Consider the following 22,240-nt stretch of genomic DNA (forward strand, 5'->3'; position numbering starts at 1 on the left):
CCATTCAAGGTGCTAGACCATGCAGATATCCCTCGCCCGACAGGTTGCCCTGGTCACCGGCGCCAGCTCCGGCATTGGCGCAGGCGCGGCCAAGGCGTTGGCAGACGCGGGGGCCGCCGTGGTGCTCAACTACCACTCCAGCGCCGGTCCGGCACTGGAGCTGGCCCGTGAAATCAACGCCAACGGCGGCCGCGCCATCGCCGTGGGTGCCGATGTGTCGAAGGAACAAGACGTCGAGCAACTGTTCGCCCAGGCCCTCGAAGCCTTTGGCACGCTGGACATCCTGGTGGCCAACTCCGGCCTGCAAAAGGACGCCGCCGCCGTCGACATGAGCCTGGAGGACTGGAACACCGTGATCGGCACCAACCTCACCGGCCAGTTCCTCTGCGCCCGTACCGCCCTGCGGATCTTCAACCGCCAGGGCATTCGCCGGGGCGTGTCCCGGGCCGCCGGCAAGATCATCCACATGAGTTCGGTGCACCAGCGCATTCCCTGGGCCGGCCACGTCAATTACGCCGCGTCCAAGGGCGGTGTCGATCTGCTGATGCAGAGCCTGGCCCAGGAAACCAGCCACCAGCGCATCCGCATCAACAGCATCGCCCCCGGTGCCATCCGCACCGCCATCAATCGTGAAGCCACCGAGGGCGAGCAGGAACAGAAACTGCTGGAACTGATTCCTTACGGTCGCGTCGGCGATGTGGAGGACGTCGCCAACGCGGTGGTCTGGCTGGCCTCGGACTTGTCCGATTATGTGGTGGGTACCACCTTGTTCATCGATGGCGGGATGAGCCTTTATCCGGGGTTTCGTGGCAATGGCTGACCATGACGAACCGCAAAGCCCCATCGAAAACCACGGCATCATCGGCGACATGCGCAGCGCCGCGCTGGTCAACGACCGCGGCAGCGTCGATTTTTTCTGCTGGCCGGAATTCGACAGCCCGTCGATCTTCTGCTCGCTGCTGGACACCCCCGAAGCAGGGATTTTCCAACTCGCCCCAGACCTGCCTGATGCCCGTCGCCAACAAATCTACTTGCCCGACACCAACGTCTTGCAAACCCGCTGGCTGAGCGATGGCGTGGTGGTGGAAGTCACCGACCTGCTGCCCATCGGCGACAGCGAGGATGATTGGCCGGTGTTGATGCGCAAGGTGCACATGACCGTCGGCAGCGCGACGTTTCGCATGCGCTGCGCGGTGCGGCATGACTACGCCCGGGCCGCGACAGTCGCGCGCCTGGATGGCAGTCACGTCTGCTTCACCGCGCCGGGGCAACCGAGCCTGCGCTTGCGCGCCGATCCGCCCATGATGCTGGACGGCAACGCAGCCGTGGCCGAATTCACCCTCGAACAGGGCCAGAGCGCTGAGTTCCTGCTGGGCGGCATCGATGACCCGCGGCTCCAGGACGATGTCAGTGCGATTTGCCTGGAACGGACCCTGGCGTTCTGGCGCGGCTGGATCGGCCAATCCAACTATCGCGGGCGCTGGCGGGAAATGGTCAACCGCTCGGCCCTGGCGCTGAAACTGCTGACCTCACGCAAACATGGCGCCATCCTCGCGGCCGCCACCTTCGGCTTGCCGGAAACCCGTGGGGGTGAGCGAAACTGGGATTACCGCTACACCTGGATCCGCGACGCCTCGTTCACCGTCTATGCGTTCATGCGCCTGGGCTTCGTCGAAGAAGCCAACGCCTACATGCGCTTTTTGCGCGGTCGAGTCAGCGACTGCTGTGATCAGCCGACCAAACTCAACATCCTGTACGGCCTGGATGGCCGTCTGGAGTTGCCGGAAACCGAATTGCCGCACCTGAGCGGTTTCGGTGGGGCGCAGCCGGTGCGCATCGGCAACCTCGCCTACCAACAGGTGCAGTTGGATATCTTTGGCGAGCTGATGGACGCGGTGTACCTGGTCAATAAATACGGCGAAGCCATCTCCCATCAAGGCTGGAAACACACCGTCGACGTAGTCGACCAGGTGTGCAAGGTCTGGCAGGACAAGGACGTGGGCATCTGGGAAATGCGCGGCGACAAGCAGCACTTCCTGCATTCGCGGTTGATGTGCTGGGTCGCCGTCGACCGCGCCATCCGGTTGGCCGAAAAGCGCTCCCTGCCCGCCCCGTTCGCCCGTTGGGACGAGACCCGCCAGGCCATTTACCAAGACATCTGGACAAATTTCTGGAACGAGGAACACCAACACTTCATCCAGCGCCAAGGCAGCACTGCCCTGGACGGTTCGATGTTGTTGATGCCTCTGGTGCGCTTCGTCAGCGCCCGCGACCCACGCTGGCTGTCCACCCTGAACGCCATTGAAAAAAGCCTGGTGCGCGACGGCATGGTGTACCGCTACCGCAACGACGACAGCCCCATCGACGGCCTCAGCGGCACCGAAGGCTCATTCGCCGCCTGCTCGTTCTGGTACGTCGAATGCCTGGCCCGCGCCGGCCGCGTTGAAAAAGCCCAGCTGGAATTCGAACAACTGCTGCGCTACGCCAACCCGCTGGGGCTGTACGCCGAAGAGTTCGACAGCCACGGGTATCACCTGGGCAACACGCCCCAGGCCTTGACCCACCTGGCCTTGATCAGCGCAGCGAGCTTCCTGGACCGCAAGTTGAGCGGGGAGAAGACTCATTGGCAGCCGTGAGCCGGGCTGCCTTGGCTTTAGAGTGAACAAATCCCTTTTCTTGTAGGACCTCCACACCATTGTGGTGGGGATTGATCTGTGGCGAGGGGATTTATCCCCGCTGGGCTGCGAAGCAGCCCCTGTCATCAACGCCTCAGTGCATCAGGCAGATAACATTGGCTGTCTAGGGGCCTGCTGCGCAGCCCAGCGGGGATAAATCCCCTCGCCACAAAAAGCATTGCGCCCGCTAGCGTGTGGGCTCGGCCAATTCGATGTCATCCAAGCGCGGTTGGCCAGCAACGTACCCAGTTCAATCAACTGCTGAATGCCCAACGCGACATGCCGTCGAGAGCCTTCCAGCTCGAACGCCAAGTCACTGACCATCGCATTGGCCGAGGCCAGGGTTTCGCTGAGGCTGGTCAGCACCGATTCGGTATCGATGCCTGGAACCACTGAAAACACCTGGCCCTCCTGGGTGTCGGGCTTGGCCGACGTCGGCGGCGACAAGTGAAGATTCAACGCCCGGTCGGCGGCTTCGCGGAGTTTTTTTGTGTCGAGGGCGGTGTAGGAAGAGAGGTCTTCGGCCCGTGGGGGGTTGGGGGTGATCTTGACCATGACGTGAATCTCCATTCGAAAGTGGAGTTCGCCATTTCCGCGACCAAGCAGAAGGGTGGCGAACTGTACGCGGGTTGGTCGACCAGGGAATGGAAACCCGGCAGGGCCCGAAGCCCTCCCACGCACAGTCAGCCATAAAGCAGACAGCCGCTCGCGCGGCACCGTGCGCCATTCTAAACCTGGGCGACCAAACCCGGTCGCTGATTTTGCAGCGACGGACAAAGCCTATCCCCACCCTTTCCGAACCGACAACCGCCGCGACTCGTCGGAAAATTCCGGTTCGCCTATTTTCTTGTAGGAACTCCACACCATTGTGGCGAGGGGATTTATCTGTGGCGAGGGGATTTATCCCCGCTGGGCTGCAAAGCAGCCCCTCTCATCAGCGCATCAGGCAGATAGCGTTGGCTGTTTAGGGGGCTGCTGCGCAGCCAGCGCGGATGAAATCCCCTCGCCACAAAAGCGATCACCGCCACTTCCCCCTCTATCGTCACAGCCGTTACAGGTTGCCAGCCCCGAAAACCCCTCCTAAGATCGATGCACTCACGGGTGCAGCGGAGCTGCCCGATAAAAACCCGACTCAAGGATCTGACATGACCCATATCAAACGCCCCATCGCCACCCCACCCCGAACAGGCCTGACCCGCGAAGACCTCTGGGAAGGCCAGGATCGGGGCCTGATCAAATGCTGGGAAATCGGCCGCGACCGGGCAGTGAGGTTTCCCGAACTGGCGCAACGTTGCCTGGCCGGTGAGTTGCCGGTGCTGGGCTGGAAAGGGGGCGTCAGCCGCAGCCTGAAGAAAAACGAAAAATTCGGTTGCCTCAAATACCTCGCCCAGTGGCAGGGCCTGCGCAATGAAGACCTGGACATCGACCTGACCCAGGAGCGCACCCTGACCTGTTCCAGCACGAACATGATCGTGACGTTCACCCCGGATCGGGCCAAATACGTCAACCAGGAACCTGCCTGAACGCAACCACACACTGCCAGAGGTCGACATGAACGTTGAACCCAAGGTCAACTTCGCCGTCACGCCGTTGCTGCGCATCGCCTACGAAGAGCACGGCCCTTCCAGTGGCGTCCCCATCATCCTGCTGCACGGTTTTCCTTACGACCCCAGGGCGTTCGATGAAATCGCGCCGGCCCTGGCCCTGCGTGGCTACCGGGTCATCGTGCCCTACCTGCGCGGCTACGGCCCGACCCGCTTCAACAACCCGGCCATCCTACGTTCCGGCCAGCAAGCGGCGTTGGCCCAGGACCTGCTGGACCTGATGCACGTACTCTCCATCCCCCAAGCGGCGCTGTGCGGCTACGACTGGGGCGGTCGGGCGGCGTGTATCGTCGCGGCCCTGTGGCCCGAGCGTGTGCGCTGCCTGGTGACCGGCGATGGCTACAACTTGCAGGACATTCCACGTTCCACGCAGCCGCTGGACCCGGAAACCGAACATCGCCTGTGGTACCAGTATTACTTTCACACAGCCCGAGGCGTCGAAGGGCTGACCCGGAACCGACGTGAACTGTGTGGGTTGCTCTGGCGCCTGTGGTCACCGACCTGGGCACGAGGCGCCGAACGGTACCCCCTCAGCGCCGCGTCGTTCGACAACCCGGACTTTGTCGACGTGGTGATCCACTCCTACCGTCACCGCTTCATGTATGCACCGGGCGACCCGACGCTGGAGTGGATGGAGGAACGGCTGGCGGCACAACCAGCCATCCCCGTGCCGAGCATTTCCCTGTGCGGCGCCGACGACGGCGTGGGACCCGCGCCAGAACACGATGAAGACGCCGAGCATTTCACCGGTTTCTATGAGCGCCGAGTGCTCGCCGGTGTCGGCCACAACATTCCCCAGGAAGCCCCCGAGGCCACGCTCAAGGCATTGCTGGATCTGCTTGAGGACTGACGGCGAATCGCTCGCGATAAGCCTGGGGCGTCACCCCCATGGCCCGCAGGAAACTTCGGCGCAGGGTTTCTTCGCTGCCGAAGCCACATTGCACCGCGACTCGCTTGATCGACACCGCGGTGTCGGCCAACAGCCGGCGAGCGGTTTCCACGCGAATCAACTCCACGGACCGCGCCGGGGTCTGGCCGGTATCGGCGCGGTAATGCCGCACAAAACTGCGCTCGCTCATGCCCACCTCGGCGGCCAGGCTCGACAGGCCCAGGTCACGGGTAAGGTTTTCGGCGATCCAGGCATGCAGGTCATCAAACCGACTGCCTTGTTTTTGCAATGACAGGGTCACGCTGAACTGCGATTGCCCGCCAGGACGCTTGAGGAACACCACCAGGTGTCGGGCGACCTCCAGCGCCACCGCACGACCCAGGTCCTCCTCGACCAGCGCCAGGGCCAGGTCGATGCCGGCCGTGACCCCGGCCGAAGTCCAGACTGGACCGTCGTTGATGAAAATCGGGTTGGGTTCGACCCGCACCTGCGGATGTTGCTCGGCCAGTTGTTCGCAGCGGGTCCAGTGCGTCACCACGCGCCGCCCGTCCAGCCAACCGCTGGCGGCCAGCAGGAACGCCCCGGTGCACACCGACGCCACTCGCCGCGAACGCTGGCCGTGATCCTTGACCCAGGCCACCAGTGCCGGGTCCTTCGCCGCGTCGTACACGCCCCAGCCACCGGCGATCAACAGCGTGTCGCTGCCTTCGCTTGGCAACGGCTCGGCCATCAGCGCCAACCCTGCCGAGGACATTATCGCCCCGCCCCCAGCGGCAATGACCGTCGGCGTGTACGGCAACGGCAAACCTTGCTGGCGGGCCAGGTCGTTGGCCGAGGCAAAGACCTGCAAGGGCCCGGTGACATCCAGCACTTGCACGTTGGCGAAGGCCAGGACATGAATGGTTTTCGGGGGGTTGGGCATATTGGCGTGATTCGTGGGCTTATTGGCGTATACGCCAGAGCCTACGGATCTAAAGTGAAACCGTCCACCCCTCGGGCATCATCCAAAAGGAGCACGCGACATGACGTTGCAGATCGGTTTGCTGTTATTCCCCCAAGTCCAGCAGTTGGACCTGACCGGCCCTTATGACGTACTGGCCTCTTTGCCGGACGTGAAGGTCCACCTGGTCTGGAAGGACCTGGCCCCGGTCACCGCCAGCACCGGCCTGGTGTTGCTGCCCACCACCACATTCGAAGACTGCCCGAAGCTCGACGTGATCTGCGTTCCCGGCGGGACCGGCGTCGGGCCCCTGATGGAAGACGAGCAGACGCTGGCCTTTATCAAGCGGCAGGCCGCCGAGGCGAAATACATCACGTCCGTGTGCACTGGCTCGCTGGTGCTCGGTGCTGCGGGTCTGTTGCAAGGCAAGCGCGCCACCACCCACTGGGCCTATCACAGCCTGCTGCCAACCCTGGGCGCGACGCCGGTCAACGACCGCGTGGTCCGCGACGGCAACCTGCTCACCGGTGGCGGCATCACGGCCGGGATCGACTTTGCCCTGACCCTGGCGGCCGAACTGTTCGACCGGGACACCGCCGAGCTGGTCCAGCTGCAACTTGAATACGCCCCTGCACCACCGTTCAACGCCGGCAGCCCGGACACCGCGCCGACGCGCGTCCTGGAAGAAGCAAATCGGCGTGCGGCCGAGTCGCTCCGAGTGCGCTCGCAAATCACCCAGCGTGCTGCGGCGCGGCTGGAACAGGCGTAGCGCTGAGTCCCAACCAGGCATGATTGTTGTGTGGGAGCAAAGCTTGCTCCCACACAGCCCACCCTGGACTCATCATCCCTCCTGGCGATACAACACCATCCCCGCGTGATACAGCACACCCTCACGAAAATCCCCATCGGCGGTGAAACCGGTGTCGTCGTGGTATTCGATGTGGTCATCCTGCAACCAGTAGTCGCCCTGGTAAGCGCTTTCACGCAAACCTCGCGCTTCGTCATAGCGTCCGCCCGGCAGCAGCCGATGGCGAATCACGCCATCAGCCGTCACCCACAGGCCGACAAATTTGTCCTGGTCTCCAAAGGCCTTTCTCATGAGACATCTCTCCTGTCGGGTAAAACGCGGTTCAAAACGGGCTGGCGGTGGGCCGCACGATCAGTTCGCTGACGTCTACGTCTGCCGGTTGTTCGATGGCGTAGGCGATCGCCCGGGCGATGGCTTCAGCCGGGATGGCGATTTTGCGGAACTCACGCATTTCGGCACGTCCTCCTTCATCGGAAATGCTCTCGGCCAGTTCCGACTCGGTCACACCAGGGGAAATCACCGTCACCCGTACATCTCCTCCGACCTCCTGGCGCAAGCCCTCGGAAATCGCCCGCACGGCATACTTGGTGGCGCAATACACGGCAGCAGTCGGGCTGACGGCGTAGGCACCGATGGACGCGATGTTGATGAACTGACCGCTGCGCTGGCGCTGCATCAGCGGCAGGCCGGCGGCGATGCCGTGGAGCACGCCACGGATGTTGACGTCGATCATGCGGTCCCACTCCTCGACTTTCAGCGCCTCGAGCTTGGAGAGCGGCATGACCCCGGCGTTATTGATGATCACATCGACCCTGCCGAAACGCTGGACAGCGAAGTCGATCAGGTTCTGGACATCGTCGCGGCGGGTCACGTCCACCGCTTTGCAGACAGCCTGCTGACCGGCAGTTTCGAGTTCCTGCACCAGTGCTTGCAGACGATCGATGCGCCGGGCGCCAAGCACGACACGGGCACCGCGAGCCGCGAGCAACCGCGCCGCAGCTTCACCAATCCCGCTGCTGGCGCCGGTGATGACCACTACTTTGTTTTGAATATCGGACATGATGGTTTCCTCGTCTGGATGTGTGGCTCCCGGTGGGAGCGTTTTGACAGGTCCAGATTAGGGAACCCACCGAGGCCGGGGTTAGCCGGATACTCCTGCGCACTTGCACGATCCTGTAGCGATGAATCCGACGCTGGCCGACAGCCGCGCAATCGGTTTTACTAACGCGGCCCATTCATTTGGCCAGGGAGGTTGATCGGCATGTCGGTATCCACGTCCATCCACATTTCCCCAGACGAGGGCGTCAATCAGCGTCGCGCCGAACTGGCGAGCCTGATGATGCGTTTTGCGCCGGGATTCGGTGTCCACTCGACGGCCATCGAGGCCCTGCACCTGATCCGCAGCGACCAGCCAACCGAGGCGCTGCACACCGTGCACAAGCCTGGTTTATGCGTGATTGTCGAAGGGCGCAAAGAGGTGCGCCTGGCGGACGAATGCTACGTGTATGACCCGCTAAATTACCTCGTCGTCTCGGTGACCTTGCCGTTGGCCGGCCAGGTGATTGAAGCCAGCCCCGAGCGCCCCTATCTGTGCATCCGCCTGGACATCGATCCGGCACAGATCTGCCGCCTGATTGCCGACGCCAGCCCTATCGGCGTGCCGGCCGAAAGAAGCGGGCGCGGGCTGTTCCTGGATCGCATTGATGCGCCATTGCTCGACGCGGTGTTGCGCCTGCTGCGGCTGTTGGACAGCCCGGACGATATCGCCACCCTCGCGCCGTTGGCCCAACAGGAGATCTTCTACCGGCTGCTGCGTGGCGCCCAAGGCCAGCGCTTGCACGAAATCGCCATTCCCGACACCCAGACTCATCGCATCAGCCGTGCCATCGAATGGCTCAATACCCATTACGCCGAACCACTTAGCATCGACCGCCTGGCACAAATGATCAATCTCAGCCCTTCGGCCCTGCATCACCGTTTCAAAGCCGTCACCGCCATGAGCCCGCTGCAATACCAGAAACAGTTGCGCCTGCAGGAAGCTCGGCGCTTGTTGTTGGCGGAGAACAGCGACGTTTCAGCAATCGGCTACAAGATGGGGTATGAAAGCCCTTCGCAGTTCAGCCGTGAATACAGCCGCCTGTTTGGCGCCTCCCCAAGCAAGGACATCGCTCGTTTGCGTGCCCAGGCACTGCAAGCCAGTAGCGCCTGATCCTGCACACAAACAGGATCAGGCAAAACCAGGGCAGTATCCGTCTAACGCCCACCACCGTCTCGCCTCTAATTTGAACCCATGCAGCAAGACAACCGTCGCCGCTGCAACGGGTTCAGCAGATCACGACATCTGAACGACCCGGCACTCACCCCTGATATGACCGGAGTCTCTACCATGAAAACGCTCAACACCTTGATCGCCGTTACCACCTTCGCCCTGAGCGTCAGTGCGTTTGCCTTGCCGAGCCAGCAGCAAGACCGCTTCTTTACCCAGGCTAGCGATTACCAGCAGCCTGTGGCCGCTGATGGTGCGGATCGGACGCCTGGGGGTCAGGCCTTGGCTGCTGATGGGTCCGATCGCACCATGACCCGGCGCCTGGCATGATCAGGCCACTTTTTCGCAGACGAAAAAAAACCCGCCTAGGCGGGTTTTTTGAGGACCAATTTGACTCCCTGTCCGGCATTCCATGCCTGGTCCAATCATCCATGACCCTGAGCACTCCCTGTACCCAGTGGATGAACATAGATTAGGCCTACCGGCGGCGTGGAAAAAGACGAGAAAGCAGCAACGGCATGTAAGCCTTTCGCTATAGGACTCTTTCCTGCCTTTCAGCGGGCGAAAAAAAACCCGCCGAAGCGGGTTTTTCCAAGACCATTACGACTCCCTGTCGATAGCTAATCCTTGCATGGTCGATCGTCCCTGATCCTGAGCACTTCCTGTGCTTCAGTGGATAGGTTCAGATTACGCCTCGGATCCAAAATGAAATAGACGACATAGCTACCATCTCGTGTAAGACATTCGCTATACCTGCCCCTCCGAAAACCCTTAGTCCCTCAGCAGTCCCCGATCAAGACTTGCTCAGGAAGGCTTCAATGTTGGTCATCTGCTCGTCCCAGCCACGGCTGTCCATGCGAAAGGCCTTGAGCCGGCGAGCCTCGGGAATGTTGTTGAAACCCGACTCCACGACTTTGAGCAAGGTCCCGCCATCCATGTCTTCGAGTTCGAATTGCACCCGGGTTTCGGACTCTTGGGAATAATCCACCTGCGGCTCGACAGCGTAAGGATGCCAGCGAAACGAGAAGACCCGCTCGGGCTCCACCCGGTCCACCGCGACGTCCCAGACAAGGTGTTCGTAACCTGGATAAGTAATTTGCCCCTGGGTACGTTCACCTGCCACAAACCGTTTCCCCTCAAGAGCGACACCGAACCATTGACCGAAGGCTTCGGCATTGGCCAGGGCGCGCCAGACTTGAGAGCGCGGGGCCTTGAGCAGGATCTTTCTTTCAATGCGGTCGGATGAATGCATGAGTCACCTCCTGTGCTTCAACAGTAGGCTTGTAAGACCACAAGGCCAACCGGAAAGTTGTATCAGACCGTGGTTTAGCGTTCGCCAAAATTAAAACAGCACGGCGCGATGTAAACTCCCTCGGTGTTTCAACCCCTCAAGGAGAGACCTGACATGTCCCTACGCTTGCTTCTGGCTCTGACGTCGCTGTTTTTTGTCACCGTTGCCCAGGCTGACGACTGCGCCAACGCCACCACTCAAGGCGAAATGAACCAATGCGCAGCCAAAGAAAACAAGGCCGCCGACAACGAGCTGAACAGCTTATACAAGCAGATCACCACACGACTGAAGGACAATCCCGAGGCCAAGAAAATGCTGGTCAAGGCTCAACGTGCCTGGATAGGTTTCCGTGACGCCGAATGCGACTTTTCCGCCTCCGGGGTCGAGGGCGGCAGCGTCTACCCGCTGATCTACAGCAACTGCATCACCGTCCAGACTAAAGCCCGGGTCGAGGCATTCAAGACCTATCTCAAGTGCAAGGAAGGGGATCTGAGCTGCCCTGTACCTGAGGCTTAGGGCCGGTTGCAAAAAAAGGATGACCTCTACAGGTCATCCTTTTTTTGGCCAAAGCTTTTGTTTCAGGAAAAAACAAAACCCCTACCTGCATCAGCAGATAGGGGTTTCGGAATTTAATCTTGACGATGACCTACTCTCACATGGGGAAACCCCACACTACCATCGGCGATGCATCGTTTCACTGCTGAGTTCGGGATGGGATCAGGTGGTTCCAATGCTCTATGGTCGTCAAGAAATTCGGTAGCCAGCGCGTACCTTGCGGTCACGTTCCAGCGAATGGGTATGCGATAGTTTGTGTGTTGTCGCTGACGTTCTCGAACTTTCGGTTCGTTTCGTCTTCACACACCGCAATCTGGTCTCTTTCGAGTTCACAAATTGCTTGGGTGTTATATGGTCAAGCCTCACGGGCAATTAGTACAGGTTAGCTCAACGCCTCACAGCGCTTACACACCCTGCCTATCAACGTCGTAGTCTTCGACGGCCCTTCAGGGGACTCAAGGTCCCAGTGAGATCTCATCTTGAGGCAAGTTTCCCGCTTAGATGCTTTCAGCGGTTATCTTTTCCGAACATAGCTACCCGGCAATGCCACTGGCGTGACAACCGGAACACCAGAGGTTCGTCCACTCCGGTCCTCTCGTACTAGGAGCAGCCCCTCTCAAATCTCAAACGTCCACGGCAGATAGGGACCGAACTGTCTCACGACGTTCTAAACCCAGCTCGCGTACCACTTTAAATGGCGAACAGCCATACCCTTGGGACCGGCTTCAGCCCCAGGATGTGATGAGCCGACATCGAGGTGCCAAACACCGCCGTCGATATGAACTCTTGGGCGGTATCAGCCTGTTATCCCCGGAGTACCTTTTATCCGTTGAGCGATGGCCCTTCCATACAGAACCACCGGATCACTAAGACCTACTTTCGTACCTGCTCGACGTGTCTGTCTCGCAGTCAAGCGCGCTTTTGCCTTTATACTCTACGACCGATTTCCGACCGGTCTGAGCGCACCTTCGTACTCCTCCGTTACTCTTTAGGAGGAGACCGCCCCAGTCAAACTACCCACCATACACTGTCCTCGATCCGGATAACGGACCTGAGTTAGAACCTCAAAGTTGCCAGGGTGGTATTTCAAGGATGGCTCCACGCAGACTGGCGTCCACGCTTCAAAGCCTCCCACCTATCCTACACAAGCAAATTCAAAGTCCAGTGCAAAGCTATAGTAAAGGTTCACGGGGTCTTTCCGTCTAGCCGCGGATACACTGCATCTTCACAGCGATTTCAATTTCACTGAGTCTCGGGTGGAGACAGCGCCGCCATCGTTACGCCATTCGTGCAGGTCGGAACTTACCCGACAAGGAATTTCGCTACCTTAGGACCGTTATAGTTACGGCCGCCGTTTACCGGGGCTTCGATCAAGAGCTTCGCGTTAGCTAACCCCATCAATTAACCTTCCGGCACCGGGCAGGCGTCACACCCTATACGTCCACTTTCGTGTTTGCAGAGTGCTGTGTTTTTAATAAACAGTCGCAGCGGCCTGGTATCTTCGACCGGCGTGGGCTTACGCAGCAAGTGCTTCACCCTCACCGGCGCACCTTCTCCCGAAGTTACGGTGCCATTTTGCCTAGTTCCTTCACCCGAGTTCTCTCAAGCGCCTTGGTATTCTCTACCCAACCACCTGTGTCGGTTTGGGGTACGGTTCCTGGTTACCTGAAGCTTAGAAGCTTTTCTTGGAAGCATGGCATCAACCACTTCGTCACCCAAAGGGTAACTCGTCATCAGCTCTCGGCCTTGAAACCCCGGATTTACCTAAGATTTCAGCCTACCACCTTAAACTTGGACAACCAACGCCAAGCTGGCCTAGCCTTCTCCGTCCCTCCATCGCAATAACCAGAAGTACAGGAATATTAACCTGTTTTCCATCGACTACGCTTTTCAGCCTCGCCTTAGGGACCGACTAACCCTGCGTCGATTAACGTTGCGCAGGAAACCTTGGTCTTTCGGCGTGGGTGTTTTTCACACCCATTGTCGTTACTCATGTCAGCATTCGCACTTCTGATACCTCCAGCAAGCTTCTCAACTCACCTTCACAGGCTTACAGAACGCTCCTCTACCGCATCACTTACGTGATACCCGTAGCTTCGGTGTATGGTTTGAGCCCCGTTACATCTTCCGCGCAGGCCGACTCGACTAGTGAGCTATTACGCTTTCTTTAAAGGGTGGCTGCTTCTAAGCCAACCTCCTAGCTGTCTAAGCCTTCCCACATCGTTTCCCACTTAACCATAACTTTGGGACCTTAGCTGACGGTCTGGGTTGTTTCCCTTTTCACGACGGACGTTAGCACCCGCCGTGTGTCTCCCATGCTCGGCACTTGTAGGTATTCGGAGTTTGCATCGGTTTGGTAAGTCGGGATGACCCCCTAGCCGAAACAGTGCTCTACCCCCTACAGTGATACATGAGGCGCTACCTAAATAGCTTTCGAGGAGAACCAGCTATCTCCGAGCTTGATTAGCCTTTCACTCCGATCCACAGGTCATCCGCTAACTTTTCAACGGTAGTCGGTTCGGTCCTCCAGTCAGTGTTACCTAACCTTCAACCTGCCCATGGATAGATCGCCCGGTTTCGGGTCTATTCCCAGCGACTAGACGCCCTATTAAGACTCGCTTTCGCTACGCCTCCCCTATTCGGTTAAGCTCGCCACTGAAAATAAGTCGCTGACCCATTATACAAAAGGTACGCAGTCACCCAACAAAGTGGGCTCCCACTGCTTGTACGCATACGGTTTCAGGATCTATTTCACTCCCCTCTCCGGGGTTCTTTTCGCCTTTCCCTCACGGTACTAGTTCACTATCGGTCAGTCAGTAGTATTTAGCCTTGGAGGATGGTCCCCCCATATTCAGACAAAGTTTCTCGTGCTCCGTCCTACTCGATTTCACTTCTAAGATCCTTTCGCGTACAGGGCTATCACCCACTATGGCCGCACTTTCCAGAGCGTTCCGCTAAAATCAAAGAAGCTTAAGGGCTAGTCCCCGTTCGCTCGCCACTACTAAGGGAATCTCGGTTGATTTCTTTTCCTCAGGGTACTTAGATGTTTCAGTTCCCCTGGTTCGCTTCTTGCACCTATGTATTCAGTACAAGATAACCATCTTATGATGGCTGGGTTCCCCCATTCAGACATCTCCGGATCACAGTCTGTTTGCCGACTCCCCGAAGCTTTTCGCAGGCTACCACGTCTTTCATCGCCTCTGACTGCCAAGGCATCCACCGTATGCGCTTCTTCACTTGACCATATAACCCCAAGCAATCTGGTTATACTGTGAAGACGACATTCGCCGAAAATTCGATCTTGCTCAACGAGCAACTCACAAATTTTACCTTAGCCTGATCCGTTACCAGTGAAAGTAACGTTCAGTCTATCTTTCTATCACATACCCAAATTTTTAAAGAACGAACTAGTCAAAGACTAGAAATCAACATTCACCATCGAACCGATGGAATGCTCATTTCTAAGCTTTATACAATCGAAGCAGTAGTGGTGGAGCCAAGCGGGATCGAACCGCTGACCTCCTGCGTGCAAGGCAGGCGCTCTCCCAGCTGAGCTATGGCCCCATAACAAAATTGGTGGGTCTGGGCAGATTCGAACTGCCGACCTCACCCTTATCAGGGGTGCGCTCTAACCAACTGAGCTACAGACCCAATTTCGAGCTTGTAACTGTTAGCTGTGAGCTATCAGCTTGGAGCTTAAAGCTGCTTCTATCGTCTTCTTCAATGAATCAAGCAATTCGTGTGGGAGCTCATGGAGCAGCTGCGGTCGTCGATTAAGGAGGTGATCCAGCCGCAGGTTCCCCTACGGCTACCTTGTTACGACTTCACCCCAGTCATGAATCACACCGTGGTAACCGTCCTCCCGAAGGTTAGACTAGCTACTTCTGGTGCAACCCACTCCCATGGTGTGACGGGCGGTGTGTACAAGGCCCGGGAACGTATTCACCGCGACATTCTGATTCGCGATTACTAGCGATTCCGACTTCACGCAGTCGAGTTGCAGACTGCGATCCGGACTACGATCGGTTTTGTGGGATTAGCTCCACCTCGCGGCTTGGCAACCCTCTGTACCGACCATTGTAGCACGTGTGTAGCCCAGGCCGTAAGGGCCATGATGACTTGACGTCATCCCCACCTTCCTCCGGTTTGTCACCGGCAGTCTCCTTAGAGTGCCCACCATAACGTGCTGGTAACTAAGGACAAGGGTTGCGCTCGTTACGGGACTTAACCCAACATCTCACGACACGAGCTGACGACAGCCATGCAGCACCTGTCTCAATGCTCCCGAAGGCACCAATCCATCTCTGGAAAGTTCATTGGATGTCAAGGCCTGGTAAGGTTCTTCGCGTTGCTTCGAATTAAACCACATGCTCCACCGCTTGTGCGGGCCCCCGTCAATTCATTTGAGTTTTAACCTTGCGGCCGTACTCCCCAGGCGGTCAACTTAATGCGTTAGCTGCGCCACTAAGAGCTCAAGGCTCCCAACGGCTAGTTGACATCGTTTACGGCGTGGACTACCAGGGTATCTAATCCTGTTTGCTCCCCACGCTTTCGCACCTCAGTGTCAGTATCAGTCCAGGTGGTCGCCTTCGCCACTGGTGTTCCTTCCTATATCTACGCATTTCACCGCTACACAGGAAATTCCACCACCCTCTACCATACTCTAGCTCGACAGTTTTGAATGCAGTTCCCAGGTTGAGCCCGGGGCTTTCACATCCAACTTAACGAACCACCTACGCGCGCTTTACGCCCAGTAATTCCGATTAACGCTTGCACCCTCTGTATTACCGCGGCTGCTGGCACAGAGTTAGCCGGTGCTTATTCTGTCGGTAACGTCAAAATTGCAGAGTATTAATCTACAACCCTTCCTCCCAACTTAAAGTGCTTTACAATCCGAAGACCTTCTTCACACACGCGGCATGGCTGGATCAGGCTTTCGCCCATTGTCCAATATTCCCCACTGCTGCCTCCCGTAGGAGTCTGGACCGTGTCTCAGTTCCAGTGTGACTGATCATCCTCTCAGACCAGTTACGGATCGTCGCCTTGGTGAGCCATTACCCCACCAACTAGCTAATCCGACCTAGGCTCATCTGATAGCGCAAGGCCCGAAGGTCCCCTGCTTTCTCCCGTAGGACGTATGCGGTATTAGCGTCCGTTTCCGAGCGTTATCCCCCACTACCAGGCAGATTCCTAGGCATTACTCACCCGTCCGCCGCTCTCAAGAGGTGCAAGCACCTCTCTACCGCTCGACTTGCATGTGTTAGGCCTGCCGCCAGCGTTCAATCTGAGCCATGATCAAACTCTTCAGTTCAAACATCTTTGGGTTTTGAGAAAACCCTAAACTTGGCTCAGCAATCGTTGGTTACATCTTTGATTTCTCGCGGAGCAACTTGTGATGCTGATAATCTGTTGACTAGCAGTCTGACTCCACAAGCACCCACACGAATTGCTTGATTCAGTTGTTAAAGAGCGGTTGGTTGATTCTTTCGTCTCAACCGAGGCGCGCATTCTACAGCGCCCCGTGCATCTGTCAAGCGGTTATTTTAAGAAGTTTTCAAAGTTTCACTTCGTAAACCTCAACAACTTCAACCACTTGCGCTTCCGATCTCTCGTTAGCGGGAGGCGAATTCTACAGCGTTACTCGCTGCTGTCAACACCTCTTTTTCACCGCTTTCGACCGAGAAGATCGAACCGCCGATAGAGCCAAACCACACCGCTCTATCCGCTCCTTCCAGGCCTCGATGAACTGAAGCCCCGCACCCTCGAAACCTACTTAACTAATTGAATATCAAGGAGTTTTCCGTTTCGACTGCGCCGGAAGTGGGGCGAATTATAGACGTCCAGAATCTGCCGTCAACACTTAATTTCGCTTTTCTATCGTTAACCAGGCATGGCACTTAAATAGGGCTCGTATATAGACGAATTCGCTGCATATGCGCAATATACTGCTCAACGCTACCTCCTCCCGCCTTTATTCTGGACGACACTTCGTAATGACGCCCTCTCCACATCGCAGCCTGGCCTCCACCCTGTACCCGGTTGCCTTGCTATTAATAGCCATGGCTTCCATTCAATCAGGAGCCTCTCTCGCCAAAAGCATGTTCCCCGTAGTGGGTGCACAAGGCACCACAACACTGCGACTCATTTTTGCCAGCCTCATCATGCTGCTACTGCTACGCCCCTGGCGTGCCAAGCTCACCGCCCAATCCCTGCGCACAGTGATCGTCTACGGGATGGCGCTCGGCGGTATGAACTTCCTCTTCTATATGTCAGTTCGCACCGTTCCGCTGGGCATCGCCGTTGCACTCGAATTCACAGGCCCTCTGGCAGTTGCCATTTACGCCTCACGCCGGGCAATCGACTTTCTCTGGATCGCCCTGGCGGTGGCTGGCCTGTTGTTGCTCATACCGACCGGCGCGACCAGTGCCGGCATCGACCTGCTTGGGGCCGGCTACGCCCTGGGTGCCGGTTTCTGCTGGGCGCTGTACATCCTGTTTGGCCAGAAGGCCGGTGCGGACAATGGCGTACAAACCGCCGCATTGGGGGTCATGATCGCGGCCCTGTTCGTCGCCCCTATCGGCATCTTCCACGCCGGCGCCGCACTGCTCACACCAAGCCTGATTCCAATCGCCATCGGTGTCGCCATCCTGTCCACAGCCCTGCCCTACACATTGGAAATGATCTCCCTGACTCGAATGCCCGCCCGCACCTTCGGTACCCTGATGAGCGTCGAACCGGCAATCGCGGCCTTGTCGGGGCTCGTCTTTCTCCAGGAGTACTTGTCCCTGGCCCAGTGGATGGCCATTACCTGCATCATCCTCGCGTCGGTCGGCGCAACGCTGACCATGACCAACACCGCGAAGCCCGCCGTCGCGGCAGATTGAAGCAGGATTTCACGAAGGTCTGGTATTTGCTGCGCATTTAGGCCATGTTTAAGCCAGTAACCTAATGTCAGACATGGATTTTTTCATACAGGACGTCATGAACGCTTCACGCAAGAGCGAACACAATCGTACGTGGACACAAGATCCACGGCGATTATAAGGACGGGAATGAAACGAATTTTGATACTGATCGCCGTACTTGCAGTAGCGGGCTGTGCGGCGACATCGAAAACTGAAGTCAAGCGCGGCAAAAAAGGCCTGCACATCAACTGCTCCGGCCTCTCCTCATCCTGGGACCAGTGCGCTGCCAGCGCAGCCAACTCGTGCGCTCCCAAGGGTTACAAGGTCATTGCCAAATCTGGCGATGCCGTCGAAGAACCCGGGGATTATCCCTTCGGACTCAACCCCGCCGGCTATACGAGCCGCAGCATGATCGTCATCTGCAAATAAGCAGCTTCAATCGAGCTCTTGTTCGGCGATTCGACGACTGATTTCCTCATGACTGGACCTGAGGACGTCACGCTGGACCTGCGGCGTGACCAGCATCCGCGCAACAACCAACGCCCCCACGCATTGGGACAGGATGGCCCAGGCCAGGCTGTCGCTTCCCAGTATCCGCGCCCAGCTTTCGTGCAGACGACAGATCCATGCTTGCGCCGCCTCCTTCACTTGGACATCCGATCGCGCGATCTCGGCGCCCAGTACCGGCAGTGCGCACCCCGCCTCGGGCTGCTCGACATGGCTCATGCTCAAGTACTGCTTAAGACAGCGCTCCAGTTTGATTGAGTCCATGGCGCCATCGCCACTCAGGCGATCCAGGCTCTGAGCTAACTCCCGCTCAACGATGGCCTTGAAAAGCTCGTCCTTGGACGAGAAGTGGCTATAGAACGCACCGCCGCTCAGACCGATCGCTTTCATCAGGCCGTCGACACCGACCGTAGAGAAACCCGATTTCTTGGCGGACACCGCACTGCTGGCGAGCAGCTTCTCGCGGGTTTCCATTTTGTGATTGGCCGAATAACGCATGGTCTTGCCCCTGATCGCTCACCTTGACGCTTGCCGGATCTTAGCATAACGTCCGTTTAGCTAACGATCGTTTACCAATGAGGCTGCCCCATGAATAACAAGAAGGTCGTACTGGTTGTCGGCGCGGGCGATGCCACTGGCGGAGCGATTGCCAAACGCTTTGCGCAGGAAGGCTTTGTGGCCTGTGTTACCCGTCGCAGCGCCGACAAACTCGAGCCGCTGGTCAATGGCATACGCGCCGAAGGCGGCGAAGCCCACGGGTTTGCCTGTGATGCACGCAAAGAAGACGACGTGATCGCACTCATCGAGCAAATCGAGAGCCAGATAGGTCCGATTGAAGCCTTTGTGTTCAACATCGGTGCCAACGTCCCCTGCAGCATCCTCGAGGAAACCGCACGCAAATACTTCAAGATTTGGGAAATGGCCTGTTTCTCTGGTTTTCTCAATGCACGGGAGGTGGCCAAGCGCATGGTCAAGCGCCAGCGCGGGACGATTCTGTTTACCGGAGCAACGGCGGGATTACGTGGCGCCTCGGGGTTCGCCGCATTCGCGGGCGCCAAACACGGCATCCGTGCACTGGCCCAAAGCATGGCCCGTGAGCTGGGACCGCTGAATATCCACGTGGCCCATGTGGTGGTGGACGGCGCGATCGACACCGACTTCATCCGCGACAATTTCCCGGAAAAATATGCCACCAAGGATCAGGACGGCATCCTGAACCCCGAACACATCGCCGACAATTACTGGTATCTGCACAGCCAACCCCGCGACGCCTGGACCTTCGAACTGGACCTGCGTCCCTGGAGCGAACGCTGGTAACCCCCTCACAACAACAAGAGAGCAGATCCCATGAGCAAATCGGTGGAGTTTTACTTCGATTTCGGCAGCCCGACCACGTACCTGGCCTACACCCAGTTGCCGACACTGTGCGCGCAGACCAACAGCCAACTGATCTATCGCCCGATGTTATTGGGTGGCGTCTTCAAGGCAACCGGCAATGCATCACCGGCGACAGTGCCGGCCAAGAATCCTTACCTGTTCAAGGATCTGAATCGCTTCGCCAAGCGCTACGGGGTCGCCTTCAAGTTCAATCCACACTTCCCCATCAATACACTGCAACTGATGCGCGCGGTGACTGGCATGCAATTGCGCCAACCTGAGCGCTTCGAGGCCTTCGTCGATTGCCTGTTCCGCGCCTTCTGGGTGGATGCCCGCAACCTCAATGACCCGACGACTGTCGCAGCGGTCCTGAACGAAGGCGGTTTCGACGCCGACGATGTGCTGGCCTTGACGAACGACGAGCAGGTCAAGCAAGCACTCAAGACCGCCACTGAAGAAGCCATCGCACGGGGCGTGTTCGGCGCCCCGAGCATGTTTGTCGGCAACGAGCTGTTCTTCGGCCAGGATCGGCTGGACTTCGTCCGTGAAGCCCTCGCCTGATCCCCTAGATCAAATCGCCATCGTCCGGGTGTTGAGCCATTGCAGTGCGTCACCGTCCAGCAACGGGCTCAATCGGCGCTGAACCTCGGCGTGGTAGGCGTTGAACCAGTCTTTTTCGTCCTGGGTCAGCAGCGAAGGTTCCAGACAGCGGGTGTCGATCGGGCACAGGGTCAGGGTTTCGAACTCAAGGAACTCACCGAACTCGCTGCGTCCGGCTTCACGGTTCAACACCAGGTTCTCGATGCGCACACCCCAGCGCCCGGGACGATAAGTGCCCGGTTCGATCGAGGTGATCATGCCGGCCTGCATCGCCGTTTGCGGCGCGGCGGCGGCTTGATAGGCAATCACCTGCGGGCCTTCGTGGACATTGAGGAAATAGCCGACGCCATGACCGGTGCCATGGCCGTAATCCACCTGCTCCGCCCAGATCGGTGCGCGGGCGATGGCATCGAGCAACGGCGAAAGAATGCCCCGCGGGAATTTGGCCCGGGACAGGGCAATCACGCCCTTGAGCACGCGCGTGCAATCACGTTTCTGCTCAGCGGTGGGTGTGCCGACCGGCACCATGCGAGTGATGTCGGTGGTGCCCCCCAAGTACTGGCCGCCGGAATCGATCAGCAACAGGCCATCACCTTCGATGACCGCATGGGCTTCTTCCGTGGCGTGGTAATGAGGCATCGCGCCGTTGGCGTTATAGGCGGCAATGGTGTTGAAGCTCAGGGAGACAAAGTCCGGCCGGCGCGTGCGGGCGGCGGTCAGGTGCTCGTCGATGGTCAACTCGGTGATGCGCTCGCGCCCCCAGGCCCCTTCCAGCCAGGCGAAGAACTCACAGAGCGCCGCGCCATCCTGTTCCATGGCCCGCCGGATGTGCTCGGCGTCGGCCAGGCTTTTACGGGACTTGGCCAATGTCGTTGGATTGAGGCCTTCGACCCGCTTCACGCCGCTGCCCAGGTTATCCAGCAAGCCGACCGTCACCCGCGCCGGATCGATCTGCAGGCTCGCGCCATCCGGCACTTCACGCAACGCGGCGGCAGCTTCGCTGTAGTCGCGCAGGGTCACGCCGTCCTGTTCAAGAACGGCACGCAGCGGTGCGTCAACCTTGTCCAGGGCCACGAAGAGCATTGCCTGTTGCTGGCTGATCAACGCAAACGAAACGAATACCGGGTTGAATGACACATCCGCGCCGCGGAGGTTGAATAACCAGGCGATGTCATCCAGCGTGGCGATGAAGTGCCAGTCGGCACCACGCTCCCGAAGGGATTCGCGCAACTTGGCGAGCTTTTCGACGCGGCTGACGGTCGCCTGGGGCGGCAAATGGGCGTAGACCGGTTGATCCGGCAAGCTTGGGCGATCGGTCCAGACTTCGTTGAGCAGGTCGATGTCGGTGCGCAACCGCGCGCCGCGCTCCTCGAGCTTTCCGCCCAGGGTACGGGCCGATGCCACGGCCATGACCGCACCATCGACCGCAACGACCCCGCCTTCAGGCGTTTGCTCGGCCAACCAGTCCAAGGGACCGGGCTGGCCCGGTATGAGCTTGACCAACTCTATACCGCTGCCCTCCAGCTCCTTGGTGGCCTGCTCCCAATAACGGCTATCGGCCCAGACGCCAGCGAAACTGCCGGTCACGATCAAGGTGCCCACCGAGCCATGGAAACCCGACAGCCATTGCCGACCCTGCCAATAGCCCGGCAGGTATTCGGACAGGTGCGGGTCGGCCGATGGCACCAGCAGCGCATGGATACCCTCTCGGCTCATCAGTTGGCGGATTCGGGCCAGGCGCTGGGGAACCAGTCCGTGGGGTAAAGGCTCGGTGCTCATTGTTTCTCCTGCTCATTGAAATTGTTGTTCGATGCCGAGGACGG

The 22,240-nt window shown here is 58.6% G+C and carries 18 protein-coding genes, 2 tRNA genes, 3 rRNA genes and 1 pseudogene; 12 read left to right on the forward strand and 12 right to left on the reverse strand.

Going from position 1 to position 22,240, the window contains the following annotated elements; all coding sequences use genetic code 11:
- The first annotated feature begins 19 nt into the window (after positions 1-19).
- Together ACMTA2_RS22795 and ACMTA2_RS22800 are read left to right on the forward strand one after the other, a co-directional pair.
- Positions 20-820, forward strand: a complete 801-nt coding sequence (locus ACMTA2_RS22795) for an SDR family oxidoreductase (RefSeq protein WP_413791877.1) — start codon at positions 20-22, stop codon at positions 818-820.
- Entirely contained in the window at positions 813-2,636 is a 1,824-nt protein-coding gene (locus tag ACMTA2_RS22800; RefSeq protein ID WP_413791878.1) for a glycoside hydrolase family 15 protein, read from the forward strand. The genes ACMTA2_RS22795 and ACMTA2_RS22800 overlap by 8 nt, the downstream gene beginning before the upstream one ends.
- Positions 2,637-2,897: 261 nt before the next feature.
- On the opposite strand, the pseudogene ACMTA2_RS22805 reads toward ACMTA2_RS22800, so the two are convergent.
- A pseudogene (locus tag ACMTA2_RS22805) lies at positions 2,898-3,230 on the reverse strand (DUF6124 family protein); the annotation flags it as partial.
- Positions 3,231-3,820: 590 nt separating this feature from the next.
- Here ACMTA2_RS22805 and ACMTA2_RS22810 point away from each other — a divergent pair.
- Together ACMTA2_RS22810 and ACMTA2_RS22815 are read left to right on the forward strand one after the other, a co-directional pair.
- Positions 3,821-4,198, forward strand: a complete 378-nt coding sequence (locus tag ACMTA2_RS22810) for a hypothetical protein (protein ID WP_413791879.1) — start codon at positions 3,821-3,823, stop codon at positions 4,196-4,198.
- Positions 4,199-4,226: 28 nt separating this feature from the next.
- Positions 4,227-5,129: an alpha/beta fold hydrolase gene (locus ACMTA2_RS22815; protein ID WP_413791880.1), complete on the forward strand. Its 903-nt coding sequence runs from the start codon at positions 4,227-4,229 to the stop codon at positions 5,127-5,129.
- Here the strand turns inward: ACMTA2_RS22815 and ACMTA2_RS22820 are convergent.
- On the reverse strand, positions 5,098-6,090 hold the full coding sequence (locus ACMTA2_RS22820) for a GlxA family transcriptional regulator (RefSeq protein ID WP_413791881.1): 993 nt from the start codon (positions 6,088-6,090) through the stop codon (positions 5,098-5,100). The genes ACMTA2_RS22815 and ACMTA2_RS22820 overlap by 32 nt on opposite strands.
- Before the next feature lie 100 nt (positions 6,091-6,190).
- Between ACMTA2_RS22820 and inhA the strand changes: the two genes are divergently transcribed.
- Positions 6,191-6,877, forward strand: a complete 687-nt coding sequence (gene inhA, locus ACMTA2_RS22825; RefSeq protein ID WP_413791882.1) for an isonitrile hydratase — start codon at positions 6,191-6,193, stop codon at positions 6,875-6,877.
- Between the two features lie 72 nt (positions 6,878-6,949).
- Here inhA and ACMTA2_RS22830 read toward each other — a convergent pair whose 3' ends face one another.
- Positions 6,950-7,207: an Atu4866 domain-containing protein gene (locus ACMTA2_RS22830; RefSeq protein WP_014337384.1), complete on the reverse strand. Its 258-nt coding sequence runs from the start codon at positions 7,205-7,207 to the stop codon at positions 6,950-6,952.
- A 31-nt stretch (positions 7,208-7,238) separates the two neighbouring features.
- On the reverse strand, positions 7,239-7,976 hold the full coding sequence (locus ACMTA2_RS22835; RefSeq protein WP_413791883.1) for an SDR family oxidoreductase: 738 nt from the start codon (positions 7,974-7,976) through the stop codon (positions 7,239-7,241).
- Between the two features lie 201 nt (positions 7,977-8,177).
- On the opposite strand from ACMTA2_RS22835, the gene ACMTA2_RS22840 reads away from it, so the two are divergent.
- Both ACMTA2_RS22840 and ACMTA2_RS22845 read left to right on the forward strand, forming a co-directional pair.
- Positions 8,178-9,125 carry an AraC family transcriptional regulator gene (locus tag ACMTA2_RS22840; protein WP_413791884.1) on the forward strand — a complete coding sequence of 316 codons (948 nt, stop codon included), beginning with the start codon at positions 8,178-8,180 and terminating at the stop codon, positions 9,123-9,125.
- 177 nt (positions 9,126-9,302) lie between these two features.
- On the forward strand, positions 9,303-9,512 hold the full coding sequence (locus ACMTA2_RS22845; protein ID WP_413791885.1) for a hypothetical protein: 210 nt from the start codon (positions 9,303-9,305) through the stop codon (positions 9,510-9,512).
- A gap of 463 nt (positions 9,513-9,975) precedes the next feature.
- Here the strand turns inward: ACMTA2_RS22845 and ACMTA2_RS22850 are convergent, their stop codons facing one another.
- On the reverse strand, positions 9,976-10,434 hold the full coding sequence (locus ACMTA2_RS22850; protein WP_413791886.1) for an SRPBCC family protein: 459 nt from the start codon (positions 10,432-10,434) through the stop codon (positions 9,976-9,978).
- Between the two features lie 153 nt (positions 10,435-10,587).
- Between ACMTA2_RS22850 and ACMTA2_RS22855 the strand changes: the two genes are divergently transcribed.
- A complete protein-coding gene (locus tag ACMTA2_RS22855; RefSeq protein WP_413791887.1) occupies positions 10,588-10,989 on the forward strand; it encodes a lysozyme inhibitor LprI family protein in 402 nt (133 codons plus the stop codon).
- 117 nt (positions 10,990-11,106) lie between these two features.
- Here ACMTA2_RS22855 and rrf read toward each other — a convergent pair.
- From rrf to ACMTA2_RS22880, 5 genes are all read right to left on the reverse strand, one after another.
- Positions 11,107-11,222: ribosomal RNA gene (gene rrf, locus ACMTA2_RS22860) — 5S ribosomal RNA — on the reverse strand.
- Positions 11,223-11,379: 157 nt separating this feature from the next.
- A 23S ribosomal RNA gene (locus tag ACMTA2_RS22865) occupies positions 11,380-14,271 on the reverse strand.
- 245 nt (positions 14,272-14,516) lie between these two features.
- Positions 14,517-14,592 (reverse strand) — tRNA-Ala (locus ACMTA2_RS22870).
- A gap of 10 nt (positions 14,593-14,602) precedes the next feature.
- A tRNA-Ile gene (locus ACMTA2_RS22875) sits at positions 14,603-14,679 on the reverse strand.
- A gap of 123 nt (positions 14,680-14,802) precedes the next feature.
- Positions 14,803-16,339 (reverse strand): 16S ribosomal RNA (locus tag ACMTA2_RS22880).
- Together the 16S, 23S and 5S rRNA genes with 2 tRNA genes alongside form the textbook arrangement of a ribosomal RNA operon.
- A gap of 682 nt (positions 16,340-17,021) precedes the next feature.
- On the opposite strand from ACMTA2_RS22880, the gene rhtA reads away from it, so the two are divergent.
- Positions 17,022-17,912: a threonine/homoserine exporter RhtA gene (gene rhtA / locus ACMTA2_RS22885; protein ID WP_413791888.1), complete on the forward strand. Its 891-nt coding sequence runs from the start codon at positions 17,022-17,024 to the stop codon at positions 17,910-17,912.
- A gap of 168 nt (positions 17,913-18,080) precedes the next feature.
- Positions 18,081-18,362 (forward strand): hypothetical protein, encoded by a 282-nt coding sequence (locus tag ACMTA2_RS22890; protein ID WP_014337379.1) that lies wholly within the window; start codon positions 18,081-18,083, stop codon positions 18,360-18,362.
- Positions 18,363-18,368: 6 nt separating this feature from the next.
- On the opposite strand, the gene ACMTA2_RS22895 is transcribed toward ACMTA2_RS22890, so the two are convergent.
- Entirely contained in the window at positions 18,369-18,938 is a 570-nt protein-coding gene (locus ACMTA2_RS22895; protein ID WP_413791889.1) for a TetR/AcrR family transcriptional regulator, read from the reverse strand.
- A 90-nt stretch (positions 18,939-19,028) separates the two neighbouring features.
- Here ACMTA2_RS22895 and ACMTA2_RS22900 point away from each other — a divergent pair, with 90 nt between their 5' ends.
- Together ACMTA2_RS22900 and ACMTA2_RS22905 are read left to right on the forward strand one after the other, a co-directional pair.
- Entirely contained in the window at positions 19,029-19,757 is a 729-nt protein-coding gene (locus ACMTA2_RS22900; protein WP_413791890.1) for an SDR family oxidoreductase, read from the forward strand.
- 30 nt (positions 19,758-19,787) lie between these two features.
- Positions 19,788-20,378 (forward strand): 2-hydroxychromene-2-carboxylate isomerase, encoded by a 591-nt coding sequence (locus ACMTA2_RS22905; protein WP_413791891.1) that lies wholly within the window; start codon positions 19,788-19,790, stop codon positions 20,376-20,378.
- A gap of 9 nt (positions 20,379-20,387) precedes the next feature.
- On the opposite strand, the gene ACMTA2_RS22910 is transcribed toward ACMTA2_RS22905, so the two are convergent.
- A complete protein-coding gene (locus ACMTA2_RS22910; RefSeq protein ID WP_413791892.1) occupies positions 20,388-22,196 on the reverse strand; it encodes an aminopeptidase P family protein in 1,809 nt (602 codons plus the stop codon).
- Positions 22,197-22,240: the final 44 nt, after the last annotated feature.

The organism is Pseudomonas medicaginis, from assembly GCF_965119365.1.
In the GTDB taxonomy this organism is placed as follows: Bacteria; Pseudomonadota; Gammaproteobacteria; order Pseudomonadales; family Pseudomonadaceae; genus Aquipseudomonas.

Bases quoted from the DNA above. Each gene is read 5' to 3' on its own strand.
- ACMTA2_RS22830 (WP_014337384.1), bottom strand. From the start codon at position 7,207: ATGAGAAAGGCCTTTGGAGACCAGGACAAATTTGTCGGCCTGTGGGTG.
- ACMTA2_RS22810 (WP_413791879.1), top strand. From the start codon at position 3,821: ATGACCCATATCAAACGCCCCATCGCCACCCCACCCCGAACAGGCCTG.
- ACMTA2_RS22890 (WP_014337379.1), top strand. From the start codon at position 18,081: ATGAAACGAATTTTGATACTGATCGCCGTACTTGCAGTAGCGGGCTGT.
- ACMTA2_RS22835 (WP_413791883.1), bottom strand. From the start codon at position 7,976: ATGTCCGATATTCAAAACAAAGTAGTGGTCATCACCGGCGCCAGCAGC.
- ACMTA2_RS22815 (WP_413791880.1), top strand. From the start codon at position 4,227: ATGAACGTTGAACCCAAGGTCAACTTCGCCGTCACGCCGTTGCTGCGC.
- ACMTA2_RS22795 (WP_413791877.1), top strand. From the start codon at position 20: ATGCAGATATCCCTCGCCCGACAGGTTGCCCTGGTCACCGGCGCCAGC.
- ACMTA2_RS22800 (WP_413791878.1), top strand. From the start codon at position 813: ATGGCTGACCATGACGAACCGCAAAGCCCCATCGAAAACCACGGCATC.
- ACMTA2_RS22850 (WP_413791886.1), bottom strand. From the start codon at position 10,434: ATGCATTCATCCGACCGCATTGAAAGAAAGATCCTGCTCAAGGCCCCG.
- ACMTA2_RS22900 (WP_413791890.1), top strand. From the start codon at position 19,029: ATGAATAACAAGAAGGTCGTACTGGTTGTCGGCGCGGGCGATGCCACT.
- ACMTA2_RS22905 (WP_413791891.1), top strand. From the start codon at position 19,788: ATGAGCAAATCGGTGGAGTTTTACTTCGATTTCGGCAGCCCGACCACG.
- inhA (WP_413791882.1), top strand. From the start codon at position 6,191: ATGACGTTGCAGATCGGTTTGCTGTTATTCCCCCAAGTCCAGCAGTTG.
- ACMTA2_RS22855 (WP_413791887.1), top strand. From the start codon at position 10,588: ATGTCCCTACGCTTGCTTCTGGCTCTGACGTCGCTGTTTTTTGTCACC.
- ACMTA2_RS22820 (WP_413791881.1), bottom strand. From the start codon at position 6,090: ATGCCCAACCCCCCGAAAACCATTCATGTCCTGGCCTTCGCCAACGTG.
- ACMTA2_RS22845 (WP_413791885.1), top strand. From the start codon at position 9,303: ATGAAAACGCTCAACACCTTGATCGCCGTTACCACCTTCGCCCTGAGC.
- ACMTA2_RS22895 (WP_413791889.1), bottom strand. From the start codon at position 18,938: ATGCGTTATTCGGCCAATCACAAAATGGAAACCCGCGAGAAGCTGCTC.
- ACMTA2_RS22910 (WP_413791892.1), bottom strand. From the start codon at position 22,196: ATGAGCACCGAGCCTTTACCCCACGGACTGGTTCCCCAGCGCCTGGCC.
- ACMTA2_RS22840 (WP_413791884.1), top strand. From the start codon at position 8,178: ATGTCGGTATCCACGTCCATCCACATTTCCCCAGACGAGGGCGTCAAT.
- rhtA (WP_413791888.1), top strand. From the start codon at position 17,022: ATGACGCCCTCTCCACATCGCAGCCTGGCCTCCACCCTGTACCCGGTT.